20 protein-coding genes are annotated in these 20,602 nt (G+C 58.1%); 6 read left to right on the top strand and 14 right to left on the bottom strand.

Annotation, left to right across the window (positions count from 1 at the left end):
• Positions 1–54: 54 nt before the first annotated feature.
• A complete protein-coding gene (gene trmD, locus ACXAIC_RS14860) occupies positions 55–753 on the bottom strand; it encodes a tRNA (guanosine(37)-N1)-methyltransferase TrmD (RefSeq protein ID WP_475180734.1) in 699 nt (232 codons plus the stop codon).
• Between the two features lie 229 nt (positions 754–982).
• Here trmD and ACXAIC_RS14855 point away from each other — a divergent pair, with 229 nt between their 5' ends.
• Positions 983–1,504: a VanZ family protein gene (locus ACXAIC_RS14855; RefSeq protein ID WP_475180731.1), complete on the top strand. Its 522-nt coding sequence runs from the start codon at positions 983–985 to the stop codon at positions 1,502–1,504.
• Here the strand turns inward: ACXAIC_RS14855 and rimM are convergent.
• The 8 genes from rimM to ACXAIC_RS14815 form a co-directional block, all read right to left on the bottom strand.
• Positions 1,450–2,007 carry a ribosome maturation factor RimM gene (gene rimM / locus ACXAIC_RS14850; protein WP_475180727.1) on the bottom strand — a complete coding sequence of 186 codons (558 nt, stop codon included), beginning with the start codon at positions 2,005–2,007 and terminating at the stop codon, positions 1,450–1,452. The two genes, ACXAIC_RS14855 and rimM, sit on opposite strands and share 55 nt — an antisense overlap.
• Before the next feature lie 45 nt (positions 2,008–2,052).
• Complete coding sequence (rpsP, locus tag ACXAIC_RS14845) at positions 2,053–2,454, bottom strand: 30S ribosomal protein S16 (RefSeq protein ID WP_475180721.1); 402 nt, start codon at positions 2,452–2,454, stop codon at positions 2,053–2,055.
• 17 nt (positions 2,455–2,471) lie between these two features.
• Positions 2,472–2,795, bottom strand: a complete 324-nt coding sequence (locus tag ACXAIC_RS14840; protein WP_475180715.1) for a chorismate mutase — start codon at positions 2,793–2,795, stop codon at positions 2,472–2,474.
• The gene (ffh, locus tag ACXAIC_RS14835) at positions 2,792–4,339 is read right to left on the bottom strand and encodes a signal recognition particle protein (protein WP_475180712.1); all 1,548 of its coding nucleotides are present in this window, start codon (positions 4,337–4,339) and stop codon (positions 2,792–2,794) included. The genes ACXAIC_RS14840 and ffh overlap by 4 nt, the downstream gene beginning before the upstream one ends.
• Positions 4,340–4,618: 279 nt before the next feature.
• Positions 4,619–5,494 carry an isocitrate lyase/PEP mutase family protein gene (locus ACXAIC_RS14830; protein ID WP_475180709.1) on the bottom strand — a complete coding sequence of 292 codons (876 nt, stop codon included), beginning with the start codon at positions 5,492–5,494 and terminating at the stop codon, positions 4,619–4,621.
• 25 nt (positions 5,495–5,519) lie between these two features.
• Positions 5,520–6,794, bottom strand: a complete 1,275-nt coding sequence (locus ACXAIC_RS14825; RefSeq protein WP_475180706.1) for a TRAP transporter large permease — start codon at positions 6,792–6,794, stop codon at positions 5,520–5,522.
• Positions 6,791–7,285 carry a TRAP transporter small permease gene (locus tag ACXAIC_RS14820; protein ID WP_475180703.1) on the bottom strand — a complete coding sequence of 165 codons (495 nt, stop codon included), beginning with the start codon at positions 7,283–7,285 and terminating at the stop codon, positions 6,791–6,793. Before ACXAIC_RS14820 ends, ACXAIC_RS14825 begins: the two co-directional genes overlap by 4 nt.
• Before the next feature lie 164 nt (positions 7,286–7,449).
• Positions 7,450–8,442: a TRAP transporter substrate-binding protein gene (locus ACXAIC_RS14815; protein WP_475180699.1), complete on the bottom strand. Its 993-nt coding sequence runs from the start codon at positions 8,440–8,442 to the stop codon at positions 7,450–7,452.
• A 258-nt stretch (positions 8,443–8,700) separates the two neighbouring features.
• Between ACXAIC_RS14815 and ACXAIC_RS14810 the strand changes: the two genes are divergently transcribed.
• Complete coding sequence (locus ACXAIC_RS14810) at positions 8,701–10,140, top strand: TrkH family potassium uptake protein (RefSeq protein WP_475180694.1); 1,440 nt, start codon at positions 8,701–8,703, stop codon at positions 10,138–10,140.
• Between the two features lie 253 nt (positions 10,141–10,393).
• Here ACXAIC_RS14810 and ACXAIC_RS14805 read toward each other — a convergent pair whose 3' ends face one another.
• The 3 genes from ACXAIC_RS14805 to ACXAIC_RS14795 all read right to left on the bottom strand — a co-directional run bounded on the left by ACXAIC_RS14805 (position 10,394) and on the right by ACXAIC_RS14795 (position 13,059).
• Positions 10,394–10,813, bottom strand: a complete 420-nt coding sequence (locus ACXAIC_RS14805) for a hypothetical protein (RefSeq protein WP_475180690.1) — start codon at positions 10,811–10,813, stop codon at positions 10,394–10,396.
• Between the two features lie 984 nt (positions 10,814–11,797).
• The gene (locus ACXAIC_RS14800; protein ID WP_475180687.1) at positions 11,798–12,028 is read right to left on the bottom strand and encodes a hypothetical protein; all 231 of its coding nucleotides are present in this window, start codon (positions 12,026–12,028) and stop codon (positions 11,798–11,800) included.
• Positions 12,029–12,387: 359 nt separating this feature from the next.
• On the bottom strand, positions 12,388–13,059 hold the full coding sequence (locus ACXAIC_RS14795; RefSeq protein WP_475180683.1) for a YggS family pyridoxal phosphate-dependent enzyme: 672 nt from the start codon (positions 13,057–13,059) through the stop codon (positions 12,388–12,390).
• Positions 13,060–13,611: 552 nt separating this feature from the next.
• Between ACXAIC_RS14795 and ACXAIC_RS14790 the strand changes: the two genes are divergently transcribed.
• From ACXAIC_RS14790 to holA, 4 genes are all read left to right on the top strand, one after another.
• Positions 13,612–14,190, top strand: coding sequence for a substrate-binding periplasmic protein (locus ACXAIC_RS14790; RefSeq protein ID WP_475180677.1), 579 nt, complete (start codon positions 13,612–13,614; stop codon positions 14,188–14,190).
• A 154-nt stretch (positions 14,191–14,344) separates the two neighbouring features.
• Positions 14,345–16,966 carry a leucine--tRNA ligase gene (gene leuS, locus ACXAIC_RS14785; protein ID WP_475180672.1) on the top strand — a complete coding sequence of 874 codons (2,622 nt, stop codon included), beginning with the start codon at positions 14,345–14,347 and terminating at the stop codon, positions 16,964–16,966.
• A complete protein-coding gene (gene lptE / locus ACXAIC_RS14780) occupies positions 16,953–17,531 on the top strand; it encodes an LPS assembly lipoprotein LptE (protein WP_475180668.1) in 579 nt (192 codons plus the stop codon). The genes leuS and lptE overlap by 14 nt, the downstream gene beginning before the upstream one ends.
• A 24-nt stretch (positions 17,532–17,555) precedes the next feature.
• Entirely contained in the window at positions 17,556–18,596 is a 1,041-nt protein-coding gene (gene holA, locus ACXAIC_RS14775) for a DNA polymerase III subunit delta (protein WP_475180663.1), read from the top strand.
• Positions 18,597–18,757: 161 nt separating this feature from the next.
• Here holA and ACXAIC_RS14770 read toward each other — a convergent pair whose 3' ends face one another.
• Together ACXAIC_RS14770 and ACXAIC_RS14765 are read right to left on the bottom strand one after the other, a co-directional pair.
• Positions 18,758–19,660: a ParB/RepB/Spo0J family partition protein gene (locus tag ACXAIC_RS14770; protein ID WP_475180658.1), complete on the bottom strand. Its 903-nt coding sequence runs from the start codon at positions 19,658–19,660 to the stop codon at positions 18,758–18,760.
• A 108-nt stretch (positions 19,661–19,768) separates the two neighbouring features.
• A complete protein-coding gene (locus ACXAIC_RS14765) occupies positions 19,769–20,593 on the bottom strand; it encodes a ParA family protein (RefSeq protein ID WP_475180652.1) in 825 nt (274 codons plus the stop codon).
• Positions 20,594–20,602 lie beyond the last annotated feature (9 nt).

Genomic DNA, 20,602 nt, shown 5'->3' with positions numbered 1-20,602 from the left:
GCGCTTGGTATTCCCAAATAAAACCCTATTGGATGATTTTTCAGGGTCAGCCCCCTAGTCATCCTGCAGATAGGCTGTCCATAGATCCGGGCGGCGCTCCCGAGTGAGGCGTTCTGCTTCCTGCTGACGCCATGCATCGATTTTGCCGTGATTTCCCGAGGTCAACACCTGCGGGATGGCACGGCCCTCAAAATCAGCTGGACGGGTATAGTGCGGGTGCTCCAGTAGACCGGTCTCAAAACTCTCCGTATCCGCACTTTCCATATTCCCCATCACCCCGGGGAGCAGCCGGATCACCGCATCCAGAAGCGTGATCGCACCGATTTCACCGCCGGACAGGATGTAATCACCGATCGACACCTCTTCCAGATCCCGCGCCTCGATCACCCGCTGATCAACGCCCTCGAACCGGCCGCAGATGATGACAGCCCCCGGTCCTTCGGCCAATTCGTGGGCGCGCGCCTGGGTCAGCGGCGTGCCCCGCGGGCTCATGAGCAATCTGGGGCGCGGGTCGCCGGCCGGCGCTGCCGCATCGATTGCCTTGGCCAGAATGTCAGCCCTGAGCACCATGCCCGCCCCGCCCCCAGCCGGCGTGTCATCCACACTGCGGTGCTTGTCGGTTGCAAAGTCCCGGATCTGACAGGTTTCGAACTGCCACAACGCCTTTTCCAGCGCCCGTCCCGACAGGCTATGACCCAGAGGTCCTGGAAACATGTCCGGGTAAAGTGTCAGGATGGTTGCTTTGAAAGACATCTGAAGATCTTCTAAAGGTTTACAGCGTAAAAGAGCTGGGGCAGCGGGCTGGAAGTGGTCAACCCCCTTCAGAGAACAGAAAGAGAAGAATCCTCTTCTTTCTCAAAAGAGAACATTAACCCTGAAACTCGAAATCTTTCCCTATCCACCAGTCAATTCCGACATGGCAAGAACTGATTAAGGCTCACCGGTCATTCTGACAAGAGAGTTTTCAATAGGTTGTTCCGCCGTGATCCACTTTCCAGTTCTACGTTTGAAACTTCCGGCTTTCGTCCAAAAACGGGTCGACCAGCATTATCTCGACGTGTCCCTGAGCCGCGTCCTGCCGCTGGCGGTTCTGATGACGTTCGGCATTCTGGTGGGCCTGGTCTTCAACACAGGGGTCGGCCACCCTTATGACAAGGTAATCCATATCGGCTTTTATGCCTTGCTGACCCTGTCTATTCACGCCCTGTTCTGCTGCCGGCTGCGCATTTCTGCCGTGGTTGCCTTCGGCATGGGTGTGGCCGGGGAACTGGCCCAGGGCTTTCTGCCCCACCACGAAATGTCGCTCCCTGACACGGTCGCAAATGGCATCGGCGTGGCGCTGGTTGTCGCCCTGATCGCCTTGTTGCGCTCGGAAGTCACGCAGGCGGTGCGGGACGCAGAGGAAGACCTTAATCTGAACCAGATGGGTCTGGAACCGGTCCCGATCCGCTATTTTTCCGGAGACACGCCCTCAGAGGGATCTGGAGCCTCTTCGGAGAAATAATCCTCCGGCAGGTCCACTTTCACCAGCCCTTCGCTCAAGGAAACCTCCGGAACGAAGTCCCGGGTGAACGGAATATAGAAGGTTCTGCCCCGGCTCGGGCGGATCTCCAGAAGATCCCCGGCACCAAAATCCTGAACGGCAACGATCTTGCCGAGCGGTTCTCCAGCCGGATCGACAATCGTCAGACCCGTCAGATCGGAATAATAGAATTCGTCTTCTTCAGGCTCCGGCAACTGATCCCGGCCGATAAAGAGCTCGAGCCCGTTCAGTTCTTCAGCCTGGTTCCGGTCGCTCACCCCCTTGAATTTGGTGATGACAACCGTTTTCTGCACCCGCGCCTTCTCAACCTCGAAGCTCCGGGTCCCGTCCTTCGTGGTCAAAACACCATAATCGGCAAAGGAGAGCGGGTCGCCGCCAAACGGCTTGACCCGCACGTCCCCGCGAATGCCATGCGCGGCACCAATCCTGGCCATCAGGACTTTCTGACTGTCCGGTGAACTCATGTCAGGAGCCCTTTTGAAAAGACACGTGCCGCGTCAGCAAGCAGCTTATTCCGCTGCAGCTTCTTCACCGGCCCCTGCATTGGCAGCTTCAGCTGCAGCAGCGGCGGCTTCTTCTTCAGCCTGACGCTTGGCTTCAAGGCGTTCTTTCGCCTTGGCGCCCAGTTCCGCCTTTTTCGGGTTGTTGCGCGGCTCGCGCTTCAACAGGCCAGCTGCATCCAGGAAACGGTGCACGCGGTCGGTCGGCTTGGCGCCGGTGCCGAGCCAGTACTGAACGCGCTCAACGTCCAGCTTCACGCGGTCTTCGGAATCCTTCGGCAGCATCGGGTCATAAGAACCGATCTTCTCGATGAAGCGGCCATCGCGCGGCGAGCGGATGTCAGCAACAACAATGCGGTAATACGGGCGTTTCTTGGAACCGCCACGTGCCAGGCGAATTTTCGTAGCCATTTTTAATCTCCAGTTTTTCAGTTGCCGGCTTTGGCGGCAATGGCTTCATGGTGCCGGATCACTTCCCGAACGATGAAGTTCAGAAAGGTCTCGGCAAAGTCAGGATCGAGATTGGCGTCGCTTGCAAGCTGGCGCAGTCTTTCGATCTGAAGTTTTTCCCGCGCCGGATCGGCCGGCGGCAGGTCATTGGTCGCTTTCAAGACACCCACTTTCTGGGTGCATTTGAACCGTTCAGCGAGCATGTGAATAAGCGCCGCATCGATATTGTCGATCGAGGCCCTGAGGACCTTGAGTTCGGCCAAAGCCGCGCTTTCGCCCAGACGGGTCTCCGCATCGCTCATCGTTTTTTCCCTTTGCCCATGCCCGGAAGGCCGGGCAGCTTCGGTCCGCCAAGGCCCGGAAGACCGGGCATGCCGGGCGGCAGACCAGCCCCGCCCAAACCACCGGGCAATCCGCCCGGCAGGCCCTTGGGCAGATCCATGCCCCCCGGCAGCTGGCCGGACTTGGCCATTTCTTCCAGTTGCTTGGGATCGACATCGGGCATACCGCCCCCCAGGCCGCCCATCAGCTTGCCCAGCATGCCTTTGCCCTTGCCCATCTTTTTCATCATGTCCGCCATCTGGCGGTGCATCTTCAAAAGCTTGTTGACCTCGGCCACCTGCACACCGGACCCGGCCGCGATCCGCTTCTTGCGGCTGGCTTTCAAAAGATCCGGCTTCTTGCGCTCGATCGGGGTCATGGACTGGATGATGGCGATCTGGCGCTTGAACATCTTGTCATCGATATTCGCCGCCTCGATCTGCTTCTTCATCTTGCCCACACCGGGAAGCATGCCCATCATGCCGGACATGCCGCCAAGCTTTTCCATCTGGCGCAGCTGCTCGGCGAGATCTTCCAGGTCGAAGTGACCCTTCTGCATCTTCTTCGCCATCCTGGCGGCCTGTTCCGCGTCGATGGCCTCTGCAGCCTTTTCCACCAGGGAGACGATATCGCCCATGCCGAGAATACGGTCGGCGATCCGCTTGGGGTGGAAGTCTTCCAGAGCGTCGGATTTTTCACCCGTGCCGATCAGCTTCACCGGTTTACCGGTGACCGCCTGCATGGACAGGGCCGCACCGCCGCGGCCATCCCCATCCATACGGGTCAGGACGATACCGCTGATACCGACCCTCTCATCAAAACTCTTGGCCAGATTGACCGCATCCTGACCGGTCAGGGAATCGGCCACCAGCAGGATTTCATGGGGCTCGGCAGCGGTTTTGACCTCCGCCATTTCCACCATCAGCGGCTCGTCGATGTGAATACGGCCCGCCGTATCCAGCAGCACCACATCAAAACCGCCAAGCCTGGCCGCAGACATGGCCCGCTTGGCAATGTCGACCGGCCCCTGCCCTTCAATAATCGGCAGGGTGTCAATATCGTTCTGCTCGCCCAGCACCTTCAGCTGCTCCTGGGCCGCCGGACGGCGGGTGTCGAGCGAGGCCATCAGAACTTTCAGCTTGTCGCGGTGGCTGAGGCGCCGCGCCAGCTTGGCCGTGGTTGTCGTCTTACCGGACCCCTGCAGGCCAACCATCATGATGGCCACCGGCGCCGGGGCATTCAGATCCACCGGCCGGGCTTCGGCCCCCAGCATCTCGATCAGCTGGTCATGGACAATCTTGACGACCATCTGGCCCGGGGTTACGGATTTGACCACCTCGGCCCCGACCGACCGGTTGCGCACCTTGTCAGTGAAGGACCGCACGATCGGAAGGGCCACGTCCGCCTCGATCAGCGCCCGGCGGATTTCCCGCAGCGCTTCATTGACGTCGTTTTCCGACAGCGCACCACGGCCAGTGAGCTTGTCGAAAATTCCGCTTAGGCGATCGGACAGGCTTTCAAACATCAAAGGGTCCTTAGGTCATCATGTTCGGGAGTACTCCCGAACCATATGGGCGCCCGCGTCTCTGATCCAACCGCTTTGAGACACACAAAGCAGTTTGGCACCCGAGGGCGCATCGCGCTGTCGGGTGGTGACCTCCGGGCGCTCTTTATACCTGTGCGGGTCCCGGTCGGCGGATCAGATTGTCAGTCACTCATATGGAGTTCGCGGGTCTATGCCTGAAACAAGCCCAAGAGTCAAGGAAAGGGACGGTCTTAATCCTCCTGTCCAGCCCCGAACGGCTCACACATCCCGCCTGGACGTCTCATAGCGGGAAGACAGATCATAATACTCATCAAATCCGATCCGCTGGCGCAGCTCGGCGAAGTTCATCAGATCCCCGCCCCTTGGCCGATCGTCTTTCAACTGCTGAAGCGTTGTGACCATGGCCTTCATGGCGCTGGCCATCAGGGTCAGCGGATAGGCGGCAATCGAAAACCCGATGTCCCGCAGCTCGGCATGGGACAGATCCGGCGTCTCCCCGCCTTCAACGATATTGGCCATTTTCGGACCCGGCAGCTCCCGGCACACGGTTTCCATTTCCGCAACCGTCCTGGGCGCTTCGACAAAGAGAATGTCGGCGCCCAGCTCCTTGAAACGCGCGGCCCGGTCGATGGCCTCGGACAGCCCATGTTCGTGGCGGGCGTCGGTGCGGGCCAGGATCAGGATATCAGCGCCCGCGTCCCTGGCATCCTGCGCGGCCTTGATCCGGTCAAACGCTTCCTCCCGGAACACCACCGCCTTTCCGGGCGTGTGCCCGCATCTCTTCGGCGCAACCTGATCCTCGATCATGACGGCGGCGGCCCCGGCCCGGGCAAAGCCTGCCACGGTGCGGCGCACATTCATGGCATTGCCATAGCCCGTGTCCCCATCGCCAATCACCGGCAGGGACACGGCTTCCGTGATATTTGCCAGCTGGTTCAGAACCTCGCCATAGGACATCAGGCCGAGATCCGGCTGGCCAATGCGGGAGGCAGATGTGGCAAAGCCGGACATGAAGGTCAGGCCAAAGCCCGCCTGGTCAATCAACTTGGCCGACAGGGCATCAAAACAGCAAGGCATCACATGCAGCTTATCCTGGGCAAGCAGGGTTCTGAGTTTGTCGGCCTGAGACGGCATGATCACCTCTGAAATCATAAGAAACCTAGAATTTGAAGGGCAGATAGAGCGCCAGATCCGTCCACATATAAAGGATCGCGACCGACAGCAGCATCAGGGCCAGAAAGGGCAGAACTCCACGCGACACATCAGACAGTTTCGCTTTGGCGACCGATTGGATTACGTAAAGATTGAGCCCGACCGGCGGCGTGATCAGCGCACATTCCACCATCACCACCATATAGACCCCGAACCAGACCGGATCGAAGCCCAGCGCCATGGCAGCCGGCAAGAGCACCGGCGTCATGATCAGAACCATTGAGAGAGCCTCAAACACCAGCCCCATGATCAGCAGCACCAGGGAAACCACCAGAATAAAGGCCAGGGGCGTGTCGATGTTCTGGCCGATGAACATGGAGATATCCTGGGGGATCCGGTAGAGCGTGATCGCCTTGCCGAAGACCTTTGCCCCCGCCACGATCAGAAGGATCGCAACAGTTGTGACCATGGAATCATAGGCAGCTTCCTTCAGACCCTGCCAGGTGAGTGTGCGCAGCCCAACCCCGGTGATCACGAGGGCAACAGCAAAACCGATAGCGGCCGCCTCCGTGGGGGTGGCGACGCCCGTATAGATCACACCGATCACAAAACCGGCCAGGATCATGGACGGCAAGGCCCGCAGGGTTGCCCGCAGCCGTTCTTGCCCGCTCGCAGCCGGTTCCGGCTTGTAGCCGCCGAACCAGCGGGCATAGACCATGGCAAAGGCAATGAAAAAGACAATCAGCAGCAGGCCCGGCCCGACCCCGGCCAGAAACAGCGCGATCACCGATTGTTCGGTCACAAAGCCATAGACAATCATCGGAATGGACGGAGGAATGAGAATGCCGAGCGTGCCGCCTGCGGCCAGAAGGCCGTAGACAAAGCGGTGCTCATAGCCACGGCTGATCATTTCGGGAATGGCAACAGTGCCGATGGTGGCCGCTGTCGCGACCGACGAGCCGGAAATCGCGGCGAAGATCCCGCAGGACAGGATGGTGGCGACCGCCAGCCCGCCGGGCCAATGCCCCACCCAGGCATGCACGGCGGCAAACAGATCCCGACCAACCCCGCCTTTCAGCAGGATGTTGGACATGAGCAGAAACAGCGGCACAGCCAGGAGAATGAACCCGTCCAGGGTAGAGAGAACCGCCTGGGGCGCCATCAAGGGCGAGAACCCGCCAAAAATCAGCAGCGCCAGGCCAAGCCCGCCCAGGGTGAAGGCCACCGGCACCCGGATGAGCAAAAGTGTGAACAGGGCGGCCAGAATCAAAAGCGTGGTCATGAAGACGCTCCTTCATGATCCCGCGCTGTCGGCACACCGGCCAGCAATCCGGCCACGGCCTGCACGGCCAGCAGCGCAAATCCGATGGGAATGGCAAGCTCGGACACCCATGTCGGCAGGTCCAGCATGGACCCGGTGGTCCGCCCCCTGAGGAAAGAGTCCAGAAATATTTCCCAGCCTTTGAAGGCCACAAACCCGCCGAAAAGCGCAATCACGGTCATGGACAGCGCCTGGCACACCCGTTTTGCCCCGGCTCCCAATCGGTCGGTGACCGCATCAACGGCAATATGCTGGTTGGTTTTCAAAAGCCAGGGCATGCCCAGCATGCTGCCCCAGATCAGGCAAAGCTGAGACAGCTCTGCCGCCCAGATAGTAGGGGCCACGAACAGGTACCGGGCCCCGACCTCATAGGTCAGCATACATCCGGCCAGAGCGAACAGGACCGCCGCAACCCAGGCAAGCGCCTGAAGAACAAGATGAAACGCTTTCATCACCGCACCGAAAAATTAAAACCCGGACAGACCCGGAGCCGTGGCGCACGGCACAGGTCAGCGTGGTTCGGGAAAGGGCCAGAGCAGACAGGACACGCTCTGGAAAAGGAAAAGGAAATACGGCCGGCGGAATCCGCCGGCCGGGGGGCAAGAACCCACAGCCCTTAAAGGCCTTTGGCGGCATCCATGACTTTTTTGCCCAGATCGCCAGCCTTTTCGGCGTAGGTGTCATAGACCGGCTGGCTCACTGCCTTCCAGGCTTCGATTTCCTCCACCGTCGGCTTGTAGACCGTCATGCCGTTTTCTTCTGCTGCAGCATAGGCCGCCGCTTCAATATCGGACATCCGGTCACGGACATTTGCTTCCGCCTTCAAGGCGGCCGCCTGGATGAGCGCCCGGTGTTCTTCGGGCAAGCCATTCCAGAAGTCGGTGTTCACCACAACAATGAACTCGATATCCGCATGGTTGGTCACGGTGATCGTGTCCATAACCTCCCAGAGCTTTCTGGACCGGACCCCGGACACGCCGGTCATACCGATGTCAACCGTGCCGCGCTGATAGGCCAGATATTGCTCCGACCCCGAAATCAGTGTCGGTGCGCCTCCGGCCGCCTTGACGAAGTCTCCCAAAGTCTTGCCGAAAACACGGACCTTCTTGCCTTTCATATCCTCAGGAGTCTTCAGCGGACCACCATTGGACAGCATGATCGCTCCGCCATAGGCCTGCCACCACAGCACTGTTGATCCGGTATCCTTGATGGCCTCATCCAGCGGGCCACGCACAGGAGAGCCCGGGGCAACAGCCGTGCGCACTTTGGCTTCCGTGTCAAACAGGAACGGCTGATAGAAAATGTCCACGGCCGGAATATCCCCCACATAACGCGTGAGAGAGGCGACCCCCATTTCAATGGCGCCGGAGCCAACGGCTGCGGGCACTTCCTTGTCTTTGTAAAGCTGAGCGGAATCGTAGATTTCAACGGCGATGTCGCCGTTTGACGTCTTTTCGACCTCTTCCTTGAACAGAGCAAGGTTCTGCCCCAGGTGACTCTTCAGCGGCAGCTGCAGAGAAATACGCAAGGTTGTATCAGCAGCGGCGGCAACACCAGTGGTGAGGCCGAGTGCGACAGCAGCGCCCAGAGCCCAGGCAAGTGATTTCATGTTATCCTCCCAAATTTAGGCCGCCACTTTTGCAAAGGACGGCTCAAGCGTCAACACGTGCTGCCTTGATCAGATACGAAAAACGTATTGCCAGCGGAGACTTAGTAGAAAGTGAGCCTTTGCGGAGAGAGCGCGGCCTGTAAGAGCGGACGGCACCGTTGCAGCGCAGCGCTTGCATTCTGGCAGCACTCGCAGGTAAAAAAACAGCTCAATTTATCGACTGGCTTGTGACAGGCGACCGTCCCGGATGTTCAATCCATGAATTTTCGCGCCATTGCGTTGCCGATCGGACGTCTGCTCATCCTCATTTCCATGATGATGACCATTCCGGCAATCGTCGACATGGTCTCTTCCGATATCGACTGGCAAGTCTTTCTGGTGTCTTCCCTCTTGCTCGGCACGACGGGTGTGCTGATTATCCTTGCCTTTCGGGGCCAGGAGCCTCCGGGCAAGTTCCGCGAGGCGATTGTCTTCGTCAACGCCGCCTGGTTCGCGTTTTCCTTCGCCGGTGCAGTACCATTCTATTTCAGCGACCTGCAGATCAGCTTTACCGACGCGTTTTTTGAAACCGCCTCCGGCCTGACCACCACGGGGTCCACGGTCTTGACCGGCCTGGACGACATGCCCCCCGGGATTTTGATGTGGCGGGCTTTGCTGCAATGGATCGGCGGCATCGGCGTGGTCGCGATTGGTATCTGGCTTCTGCCGGGCTTGCGCGTCGGCGGCAGCCAGCTGTTTGCGCTGGAAACGTCGGAGACAACAGTGAAGCCCTATGGCCGCAACTGGCCCTTTGTCTACCGGCTGCTAACCCTTTACGGCGGGCTGACCGCTGCCTGCATCACACTCTATCTTCTGTGCGGCATGAGCTTCTTCAATGCAGTTGTCCATGCCATGACGACCGTTTCCACCGGCGGCTTTTCAACATCCGACCAGTCTTTCGGACAGTTTCCGGGAACCGCCGCCTATTGGGTTGCGATCCTGTTCATGCTGCTGTCGAGCTTTCCGTTTCTCTATCTGATCCGCTCTATTGAAGGCTGGCGGTTCGAAAAGGATGTCCAGATCGGCATTCTGCTCCTTCTGGTTCTGTGTGCCTCCTTCGGTGTCTTCTATTTCGAACGTTACATTGTTCACGACTCACCATTTCACATGTTCACGCTGGCAGTCTTCAACGTGGTCTCGGTAGTCAGCACCACCGGATATGCGGCCAATGACTATCTGCAATTCGGCCCTGCCGTAATTGCGATTTTCTTTATGCTGACGTTTTTCGGCGGCTGCAGCGGCTCAACCGCCGGCGGCTTCAAGATGTTCCGGATCGCCATCCTGGTGAACATGATCATCAATGTTTTTCGCAATCTGGTCCGGCCGCACCGGATCATGCGGCTGCGCTATCAGGGACATCCGGTCTCCAACGGGGTTCTGGAAGGCGTGTTCGTTTTTGCAGTGCTCTATACGGGCACCTATGCGGGCTTTGCCATTATCTATCTGTTCCTTGGCATGGATCTGCAGACCGCCTTGAGCGCGTCCATCACCGCCCTTGCCAATGTAGGCCCCGGGGTTGGAGACACAATCGGCCCTTCCGGAACCTTTCAATCCCTGCCTGACCTCGCCAAATGGCTGCTGGCCATCGAGATGATCCTGGGCCGGCTGGAAATTCTGGCGGGCGTTCTTCTGGTGACGGCGGATTTCTGGCGCGACTGATACCAAGCTCAACACACAAGACCCGATCGGATGGTTTTTCAGGTGGGCCGGCAAGCGAAGGCGCGCACGCCAGCCTGGTTGGGCCGGGCAAGCGGCGTGACGCAGCCCGGCAGGCCTGAAAAAGCCACCGAAGTCCCCGAGATGAGAGCGTTCAGAAAGGCGCATCTCGCAGGACCCGATTTTGGTTCGGTAGATGGTGGAATGCGAGGTTTTGTTTTCCGGCTATGGGGATAATAAGAGAGGCAAATTCACACTATTGAACAAGCCCCAACGGTTGCTCTGCGCGCTTGTGGGTATCTTCAAGCGCAGCTTCCAGGTCAGAGACCCTTTCAAGCAGACGCACGTTTTGAGCGGCAAGAGTAGCAAGTGCTTTTTCCATCTTGGCATTTTGCGCTCTCAATTCCAGCAGCAGATCAGCCGTCCGGCTGGTCTGCTCGCCGATCAAAACCACTTCCGGCCTGAGCCCGGCCGTTTCTTTGGTGAGAGCTCCAATCTGAACGCTGAGGCTTTTGGTACTGTCTTCAACCGCATCATACCGGTTGCCAAGAGGCAGGACGCTGAACTCCCAGACGGCCAACAGGCCAATTCCCACGGAAATCACTCCGCCCACAAGTGCAAAGACAAGCCGGGTCACTGCGGCCCGCGCCCCTACCGACAGAGCCGATTTCACCAAGGAGGGCTTCGGTTTCGCTTCAGGACCTGTTTGTGTTCCGCTCTCCATTTGACCCTCGCATAAAGCGTATCGGCCGCGCGTTAGTACCCACTATCTTGGGCTCTATCAACGCTCCGATGCTGAAGCACAGCCAGTCCAACATCCGTTGACCGCACCGCCTGCCCTGTTCCTTACCGGCCCGGCCTTGACAGAAAGTGAACCAACAACGGCCCAAGCCGCCGTCAAACCCGCTGAATGCCGTCTGTCCAAACCCTTGTGATGTTCGCCTTGGTAGCGCCGTAGAGAATTTTTCCAATAGCCAGACGGGTATGTCGTCCGGGCTAGAGCATCGAATTTCTGACCCGGCTCGAAGGCCCCTGTTTCCAATCCTGCCGCCAAAGCCTCTCCCCGAGTTGCCAGATGGAAAGCCGTAGCTACATCAATCCGGGCTGTCAACGGCGGCGTAAAATCAGGCCAATGGCCGACTTTTACTCCGCCCATTGGCCTGATTTTACGCCGCCGTTGACAAGAATGGTCGTCAGCTGGCGCAATCGATGGGTTTGTTGCTTTTCCAGGTGGTTCTGTCGGTGCAGTCGGTCTGTTCCTGGAGCAGGTGGTTCCAGCGCTCACCGATCTTGGTCTTTTCCGCAAAGACTATTCAGGAACGACCTTTTTTGATCACCTGACTGAACGATAACGGTGATCAAGTCTGAACAATGCGGTGTTGCCTGGGGAGCGTGTCCCAACATAAACGGGGCGCGTCGCAAAGGTTTTCTGCGGCCACAGCTTTCCTGCAAATGGCTCCATTTTCATGCTTCGTTAACCCTTTTCAGCACCGAAATCTCAAGACAGGGTCAAAATGAAAGCTTTGCGACAGGGCCCCAGGAAACGCAATGCGCTTTCAAAAATAGAACCACCGCCGGCGTGACCGTACCGGCGGTGGTTCCTATCAGGCAACCTCACTGCGGATGGCAGTATACGGGGGGAGGATCGCCCGAAGCCTGATTACGGCTGTACAGCTGCGAATTCGGCCGGATCAAGCAGGTTGTCCTGATTGGCATCGGCAGCCTTGAAAACATCTTCCGTTACAGTCGGAAGTGCAGCAGTGACTTCTTCGAAGCTCACAAAGCCGTCCTGATCGCTGTCGATGGCTTCAAACGACACGCCCTCAGCAAGCGCTGCGGACGACATGGTGACAGCACCGACGAAGAGAGCAGCGATAATACGTTTGGACATGATGTAACCTCCAAATGTTGGTTTTGTCCGGGCCTCCCGCTGTCTTGAGCGTAAAGGGAAGCCTTTTTTGCGTTCCGTCCATTCAACCGGCCCCTGCGACCCGCCGAACCGGAACAGGGGGGACTTTGATGGGGGAACACGACCGGCAAAAGGCTGCTCTTGGGAACCTTCGCGACAATGTTGTGGCTTCTCATCGTGTTCAGCCACAGGTCAGTCATATTCAGGTCAAGTTATGCAGTTTTTCACAGTAAAAAGTTATATAAATCAGATAATTAAACGAATTGTACTTTCAATTTATACATAAAATAGACACCGGAAACCAAATATAATTTAAAAGGAAATTTGAAATACTTTTCCAATCAAATATAGTCCCTGGCGCCAAAAATCGCCGACCCAACCCGCACATGGGTTGCACCAAAGCCGACTGCGGTGCGGTAGTCCGATGACATGCCCATGGACAGCTGCTCCAGTCCATTGCGGGCAGCCATCTTTTCAAGCAAGGCAAAATGCTCCCCCGGGGCCTCATCAACCGGGGGAATGCACATCAGACCCAGGATGGTCAGACCGATCCCGTCCCGGCAGTCTGCCACGAAGGCATCAACATCCTGCGGTGCAATCCCGGCCTTTTGCGGTTCTTCGCCCGTATTCACCTGAATGAAACAGGGCAAATTTCGCCCCTGCTTGTCCATTTCCGCGTGAAGGGCCCGGGCAATTTTCGGCCTGTCGATGGTGTGAATGACATCAAACGTGGTAATCGCTTCCCTGGCCTTGTTCGATTGCAGCGGACCGATCAGGTGAAGCTCCACCCCGTCAAAATCCTCCCTCAGGCCTGGCCACTTTCCCATGGCCTCCTGGACACGGTTTTCTCCAAAGACGCGTTGACCTGCTTCCAGAACCGGGCGAATCCCGGCCGCCTCAAATGTCTTGGACACGGCAATCAGCGAAACAACCCCTTGCGGCCGGCCAGACTCTGCCTCGGCCTCCCGGATATCGGTTTGAACCTTGAATAGGCGGTCGGCAGCGGAGGTCATCTGGTTTCCTTCCCGGAGCAGGGTCTTGAACAGTCTCGGTCAGTCATAGGACGGGCCGGACGGATTTCTCAAGGCCTCCCCCCGGGATTTTCCGAAGAGAGCGCTTGAGAGGCGGACAGCATCTGCCGCTCCTGCCCTTCACGGGTCGGCTTGACGCGGTCTGCCCAAGTGACCGCCGGAATCGCACGACGTACAACACTTGTCTTTAGATTTTTCGAACTCCGAAATTAAGTATTTTTTCAGATAGTGAGACAAAACTAAAAATCTAATCCAAAGAACCGTAAAAAATGTAAAATAACTCTTTTCTAAAACATCATATTTATAATTTATATTTTGGTTATTCTTTTTATCCATAAAGATCGAATGTTCATGGCGGCGCAGGAACCAAAGATGACGTTTGTACGGTCTTGTGCATGGTGTTTAACATTCCTTGTTTTCTTTGGTCTGACCAAAGCTCGCGCGGACACTTTCAAAATTGCTGTTGGAGAATGGCCACCTTTCATCACCCAGCAATCCCCCGGATTCGGGTACCATTCCCAACTGATCGAAAGAGTGTTTGCCTCTCAGGGTCACGAGATTGCGTTGACCTTCCTGCCCTGGCGGCGCTCCCTGGAACTCGTCCGGCGCGGACACATTCCCGCGACCTTTTCCTGGTCATATGTCGCCTCGCGCACGGAGGATGTGCTCTACCCGGCCGTCCCGGTCGATACACTCAAGGACGTTTATTTCTACCGGTCCGACCGGTTTCCCACCCCCTTGCCCGCCCTGACATTTGACGAGATCCGGACCCGCGGTCTCTCCGTCGTCGGCATTGGCGACTATTGGTACGAGGATCCTTTGAAAGCCGCCGGAGTGACCTTTGAGATGGCCTCAACGGAAGAAGAAGCCTGGCAGATGCTGCTCAACGGACGGGCCGACCTTTATATTGAGAACAACATTGTCGGCCGGCAGCTGAGCCACGCCCTGCTTGGCGGCCAAGCCCGCCAGATTGCCATGACCGACCCGATCCGCACCGAACCGGTCTATATTATGTTCAGCCGCCACCACCCTGATGGCCCCCGTATGCTGAAAATCTGGGAAGCGAGTGCCACCCCTGGCCGCCAAAGCGCATCCCGGCAAGCCCCGCGATAAGCTTTACGAAAACAGCATTGCAACATAAACAGGGTTCCTGCGGGTCTTTCGCATCTGACCTGTTGACCCGGAACCGGATTTCTGGTGACAGTCCGGCAACCAAACATTCAGGAATTCCGCCAGATCCCGGCGGCAAGAACAAACGGCACATTTAATGGCAACGGAACGGTACAACGCGCGCGAGGTTGAAGCGCGCTGGCAGAAAGTCTGGAACGACAAGGACGTTTTCGTCACACAAAATGACGACCCCCGTGACAAGTATTATGTCCTTGAAATGTTCCCCTACCCGTCCGGCCGGATTCACATGGGCCATGTGCGCAACTATGCCATGGGCGACGTGGTTGCCCGCTACAAACGCGCCAAGGGTTTCAATGTTCTCCATCCGATGGGCTGGGACGCCTTCGGCATGCCGGCCGAAAATGCGGCAATGCAGAACAAGGTTCACCCCAAGGACTGGACCTATGAAAACATCGCCACCATGCGCGACCAGCTCAAGATCATGGGCCTGTCACTTGACTGGAGCCGGGAATTCGCCACCTGTGACGTGGCCTATTACACCCAGCAGCAGCGCCTGTTCCTGAAATTTCTGGAGGCCGGGCTGGTCTACCGCAAGAACGCCAAGGTCAACTGGGATCCGGTCGACATGACGGTTCTGGCCAATGAACAGGTGATTGACGGGCGCGGCTGGCGCTCCGGTGCCCTGGTTGAACAGCGCGAACTGACCCAATGGTTCTTCAAGATCTCCGATTATTCCGAAGATCTGCTGGAGGCCATCGACACGCTGGACCGCTGGCCGGACAAGGTGCGTCTGATGCAGAAAAACTGGATCGGCCGCTCCGAAGGGCTGCGGGTCCGCTTTGCATTTGTGGACCAGGCCCCGGCCGGCGGCGCGGCCCTTGAGATCTTCACCACCCGGCCGGACACTCTGTTCGGGGCGTCCTTCATGGGGCTGTCCCCGGACCATCCGATTGCATCGAAACTTTCAGAGACCAATGCGGAGCTGAAAGCCTTTATCGAAGAGTGCAAGCGGGTCGGAACCTCGGAAGAGGCCATTGAAAAGGCAGAGAAAAAAGGGATCGACACTGGCCTTCGCGTCAAACATCCGCTCGATGAAACAATAGAGCTGCCGGTCTATGTCGCCAATTTCATTCTGATGGACTATGGCACCGGGGCCATCTTCGCCTGTCCGGCCCATGACCAGCGCGACCTGGACTTTGCCCGCAAATACGGGTTGCCGGTCCGCCCTGTCGTGCTGCCGAAAGATGCCGATCCGGCCACATTCGAGATTGGCGCCGAAGCCTTTACGGATGAAGGCACGATCTTCAACTCCGGCTTCCTGGATGGGATGACCATCAAGGACGCCAAAGAGGCCGTTGCCCGCAAGCTGGAGAAAGCCCGGATCGCAGGTGCCTCGCAAGGGGAACGCCAGGTGAATTACCGTCTGCGCGACTGGGGTATTTCCCGACAGCGCTATTGGGGCTGCCCAATCCCGGTTGTTCATTGCGAGACCTGCGGTGTCGTTCCCGAAAAGGATGAAAACCTGCCGGTGCAGCTGCCGGACGACATCAATTTCGACAAACCGGGCAATCCACTGGACCGGCACCCGACCTGGCGCGACACGACCTGCCCCAAATGCGGCAACCCGGCCAAGCGCGAAACCGACACGATGGATACCTTCGTGGACAGTTCCTGGTATTTTGCCCGCTTCACCGCACCCGATTGCGATCAGCCGACCGATCCAGATGCGGCCAATGGCTGGCTGCCGGTTGACCAATATATCGGCGGGATCGAACATGCGATCCTGCATCTGCTCTATTCCCGCTTCTTTACCCGCGCGATGCAGAAGGTGGGAGCGCTGGATCTGAAGGAGCCGTTCAAGGGCCTCTTCACCCAGGGCATGGTGACCCATGAGACTTACCGCCTCGGCGAGGGTGCAAGCGGCCGCTGGATCGCCCCAGCCGAGTTGAAATTCGAGGAAGCCGGGGGCACCCGCCGCGCCACCTTGATCGAAACCGGGGAAGAGGTCACGATCGGCTCGATCGAAAAAATGTCCAAGTCAAAGCGCAACACAGTTGACCCGACCGACATTATCGACACGTATGGCGCCGATACGGCCCGCTGGTTCATGCTCTCCGACAGCCCCCCGGAGCGGGATGTGATCTGGACCGAAGACGGGGTGCAAGGCGCATGGCGCTTTGTGCAGCGGGTCTGGCGTCTGATCGGCGACATCACGGATAATAGCGAGACCCGTGGCGGCACTGTACCCGACGTGTCCGGCAAGGCGCTTGAGCTGCGCCGGGCCAGCCACAAGACCCTGGCCGCAGTGTCCGGTGATCTGGAAAGTCTTGGCTTCAACCGGGCAGTCGCCCGGCTCTATGAATTCGTCAACACGATCAGCAAGACGGTCAGCGATGGCATCAACGACACCGCCACCGGATATGCGGTCCGCGAGGCGGCTGACTATCTGATCCAGATGATGGCCCCAATGATGCCGCATCTAGCTGAAGAATGCTGGTCGGCGCTCGGCCATGACAACCTGATTTCGGAAGCGGACTGGCCCGTGGCCGATCCTGCGCTTTTGACCGAGGATTCGGTGACCTATCCGATCCAGATCAACGGCAAACGGCGCGGTGAACTGGAAATTGCAAAAGAGGCTTCCAAAGAGGAGGTCGAAGCAGCTACCTTGGCTCTCGACTTCGTTCAAAAGGCATTGAACGGGGCCACACCTAAAAAGCTGATCGTCGTGCCTCAGAGGATTGTGAATGTCGTTGTTTAACAGCACCTTCCGGAGCGAAGGTTCCCTCCGGCGCGCTGCCGTCTGCCTGTCTTTTGCCGCCGCTGTCCTTGTCAGTGGCTGTCAGGTGCGCCCGCTCTACGGCACAAGCGCCACAGGGGATTTCGGATCCCAGCCGTCAGCAGTCGCCGCTGAGCTCGCTGCCATTGATCTGGACACAATTTCGTCCCAGTCCTCTAGTGGGGAGGCAGACCGGGCGCTCTATAATGAACTGACATTCCGCCTGGAACGGGGGGCTGGAAGCCCGGACAAAAAATACCGGCTCAAAATTCTAGCCTCCATCAACACATCCGCTGTTGCTGTTGAGCAGTTCGCCGATGTGCCGTCCGCCTATACAACCACCATGAATTCCACCTTTGTTCTCAGTGACATCGAGACAGGGGAAACCTTGACGACCGGGCGGACGTTCCGCTCCGCATCTTACGATTTCTCCGACCAGCGCTTCGCCAATCAGCGTGCTTCCCGGGACGCTCAGGAACGGGTTGCAAAGGCCGTTGCCGATGACATAGCAACCCGGCTCGCCGGTTATTTTGCCAGCCGGTCCTGATCAAACACAGAAAGTCCACCGGCTGTGACCGTTCTGAAGGCCGCCGAAATCGACCGTTTCGTCGCCAATCCTCCGCAGGGCGGCGGAGTGGTGCTTGTGTTCGGCCCAGATACCGGACTGGTTTCTGAACGGGCCAGCCGTCTGGTGGCCAAAGCCTCCGAAGGCGACAGCGACCCATTCAATCTTATCAAGATCGACGCCAGCGACCTCAGTTCGGATCCAAATCGTCTGATAGATGAGGTCCTGACCGTTCCCCTGTTTGGCGGCCGCCGGATCGTCTGGGTGAAGGATGTCAGCGGCAAGAACATGGCGCCCGCCGTTGATCCGGTCTTGAAACTCGACGACTGGCAGACCCTGGTAATTCTGGAGGGCGGCGACATCAAAAAAGGTGTTGGCCTTCGCAAACTGATTGAGCCACACAAACGGGCCTTTGCCCTGCCCTGTTATGCGGATAATGACCGGGGCATCGACCAGTTGATCGATGAAGAAACCCGGGAGGCCGGCCTGACCATTACCCGCGAGGCGCGAGCTGCCCTGCACAGCCTTTTAGGCGGCGACCGGATGGCCAGCCGGGGCGAGCTGAAAAAGCTCTGCCTCTATGCCTTGGGGAAAGGCCAGATCGACAGCGATGACATTGAAGCGATCATCGGCGATGCCTCTGCCTTTGAAATGTCAGAACTTATTGATGCAGCAGCGTCAGGAAACATCGCAATCCTCGATCACGGGCTGGAGCGGCTCTCCGAGGCCGGCTCAAAAGCCTCGGTGATTGCCAACCAGGCGCTGAAACACTTTCAGCATCTTCACCGCATGCGGATCGACGTTGATCAGGGCAAACCGGCCCAGGCAGTGATTGATGGCCAGCGGCCCCCGATCTTCTTCAACCGCAAACCCAAATTCAGTCAGCAGCTCCGGATCTGGGCCTTGAAGGACCTTGAACGGGCCATGCAGATCCTGAGCGAGGCCACGCGGGTTTCCCGTCTCAATGATGCCCTCGGCATTCCGGTGCTCTCCGAAGCCTTGCTCACGCTCGCCCGGGTCGCGCGCGCGCGCAGCCAGCGGCGCTGACAGGTCGCCTTTCCTTGCCGGCAGACCTGAGGACGAAGCTTCCTCCAACGAACCTTCCTCAAATGGAGCTTTCAGCCCCCGTTCGTGCTGCCTGAACCCACTTTTTGCAGCAAATTTGGAGGAAAAAGTGAACGGAAGGAGATGCCCGAAAGCGGCAGGCCTTACCGGGTCTCGACGCCCAGCTTCTTGCAGATTTCGTCAAGCTGCTCGAGAGACGTGTACTTGATCTTGAGATCGCCCGATTCCTTGCCGGGCTTGTGGCCAACCACCACTTTGAGGCCCAGAGTATCGGTCAGGCGTTTTTCCAGGGCCTTGGTGTCGGCATCCTTCTGCGGCTTCTCGCCCGGTGCCTTTTCGCCTTTCATCTTGGCAAGCGCATCCGGGTCCTGCGAAATCTTTTCCGCATCCCGGACCGTGAGCCCCTTCTCCACGATCAGCTCGGCCAGAGCTGCCGGATCATCAACCGTGATCAGGGCGCGGGCGTGCCCGGCGGTCAGCAAGCCTTCTGCCAGATAGTCTTTGACCGAATTGGGCAGTTTCAACAGGCGCATGGTGTTGGCCACATGGCTGCGGCTTTTGCCGATCACCTTGGCCAATTCGCCCTGACTGTATTTGAATTCAGCCGTCAGCTGTTCATAGCCCATGGCTTCTTCAATCGGGTTGAGGTCTGCCCGCTGGACGTTTTCAATGATCGCAAGCTCAAGCGCTTCCTGATCCGTCACATCCCGGATGATGATTGGCGCTTCATGCAGACCCGCCCGTTGTGCGGCCCGCCAGCGGCGCTCTCCGGCGATGATCTCGAAGCGGTTGGCCTTTCCGGCCGCCGGACGCACCAGGATAGGCTGCACAATCCCCTTCGCCTTCAAGGACTCGGCAAGATCAGCCAGATCCTTCTCGGTGAAGGTTTTGCGCGGGTTGCGCGGGTTCGGTTCCAAGTGCTCAATCGGCACCTTGCGGCTGTCACGAACAATCTTTTCCGGCGCCGCTGCCTCTGGGGCCGAATCTCCGATAAGCGCCGCAAGACCACGGCCCAAACGTTTGTTCTTGACGTCCTTCTCCGCCATACCTCACCTATTTCTTTTTATCATTCAATAGCTTAAGACGAAAGCGGCATGGAAACCCATGCCGTCACGGCACGCAAACCGCTCAAGTGCCTTTTCATACAGCTCAAATCAGGCCGCAACCCGGCGCAACTGGCGTTCCCGCTGGATAATTTCAGAGGCAAGGCGCAGATAGGCCTGGCTGCCCGCACATTTCAGGTCATAAAGCAGCGCCGGCTTGCCATAGGACGGTGCTTCCGAAATACGGACATTCCGGGGAATGATCGTTTCATAAACCGCATCTCCCATGGTCTCGCGCACATCGGCAACCACCTGGCTGGAGAGATTGTTGCGGCTGTCATACATGGTCAAGACGATCCCATGAATGCTAAGCTCAGGGTTCAGGGCACTCTTGACCTGCTCAACCGTACTGAGCAGCTGGCTCAAACCTTCCAGTGCGAAGAACTCGCATTGCAGCGGCACCAGGATGGAATGGGACGCGGACAGCGCATTGATCGTCAGTAGATTGAGCGAAGGCGGACAATCCACCAGCACATAGGTGAAGCCAATTTCCTGGAACAGACGTGAATGGGCCAGGTTCTCGATCGCGTTGCGCAACCGGAAGGCCCGGTCACTTGTGGATGCGATTTCCAGCTCCAGACCAAGAAGATCCATGGTGGATGGCGCCACCCACAGGCGCTGCACGTCGGTCTCGCGCACTGCCTCGGCCAGCGAGCAATCCCCACTCAGAATTTCATAAGTCGACAGGCCCCGGTCCCGGTGCTCGATACCAAGGCCGGTCGAGGCGTTACCCTGAGGATCGAGATCGATGACGAGCACCTTTTCTCCAATCGCCGCAAGCGCCGTGCCGAGATTGATGGCAGTCGTGGTTTTACCCACCCCACCCTTTTGGTTTGCAAGCGCGAGAACGCGCGGCGTTTCGGGAAGCATGCTCATTGCCACAAC

It is taken from the genome of Roseibium sp. AWQ4_254 (genome assembly GCF_056161025.1).
Note: the sequence above shows the minus strand (reverse complement) of the source record. Positions and strands in the feature narration are given on the sequence as shown.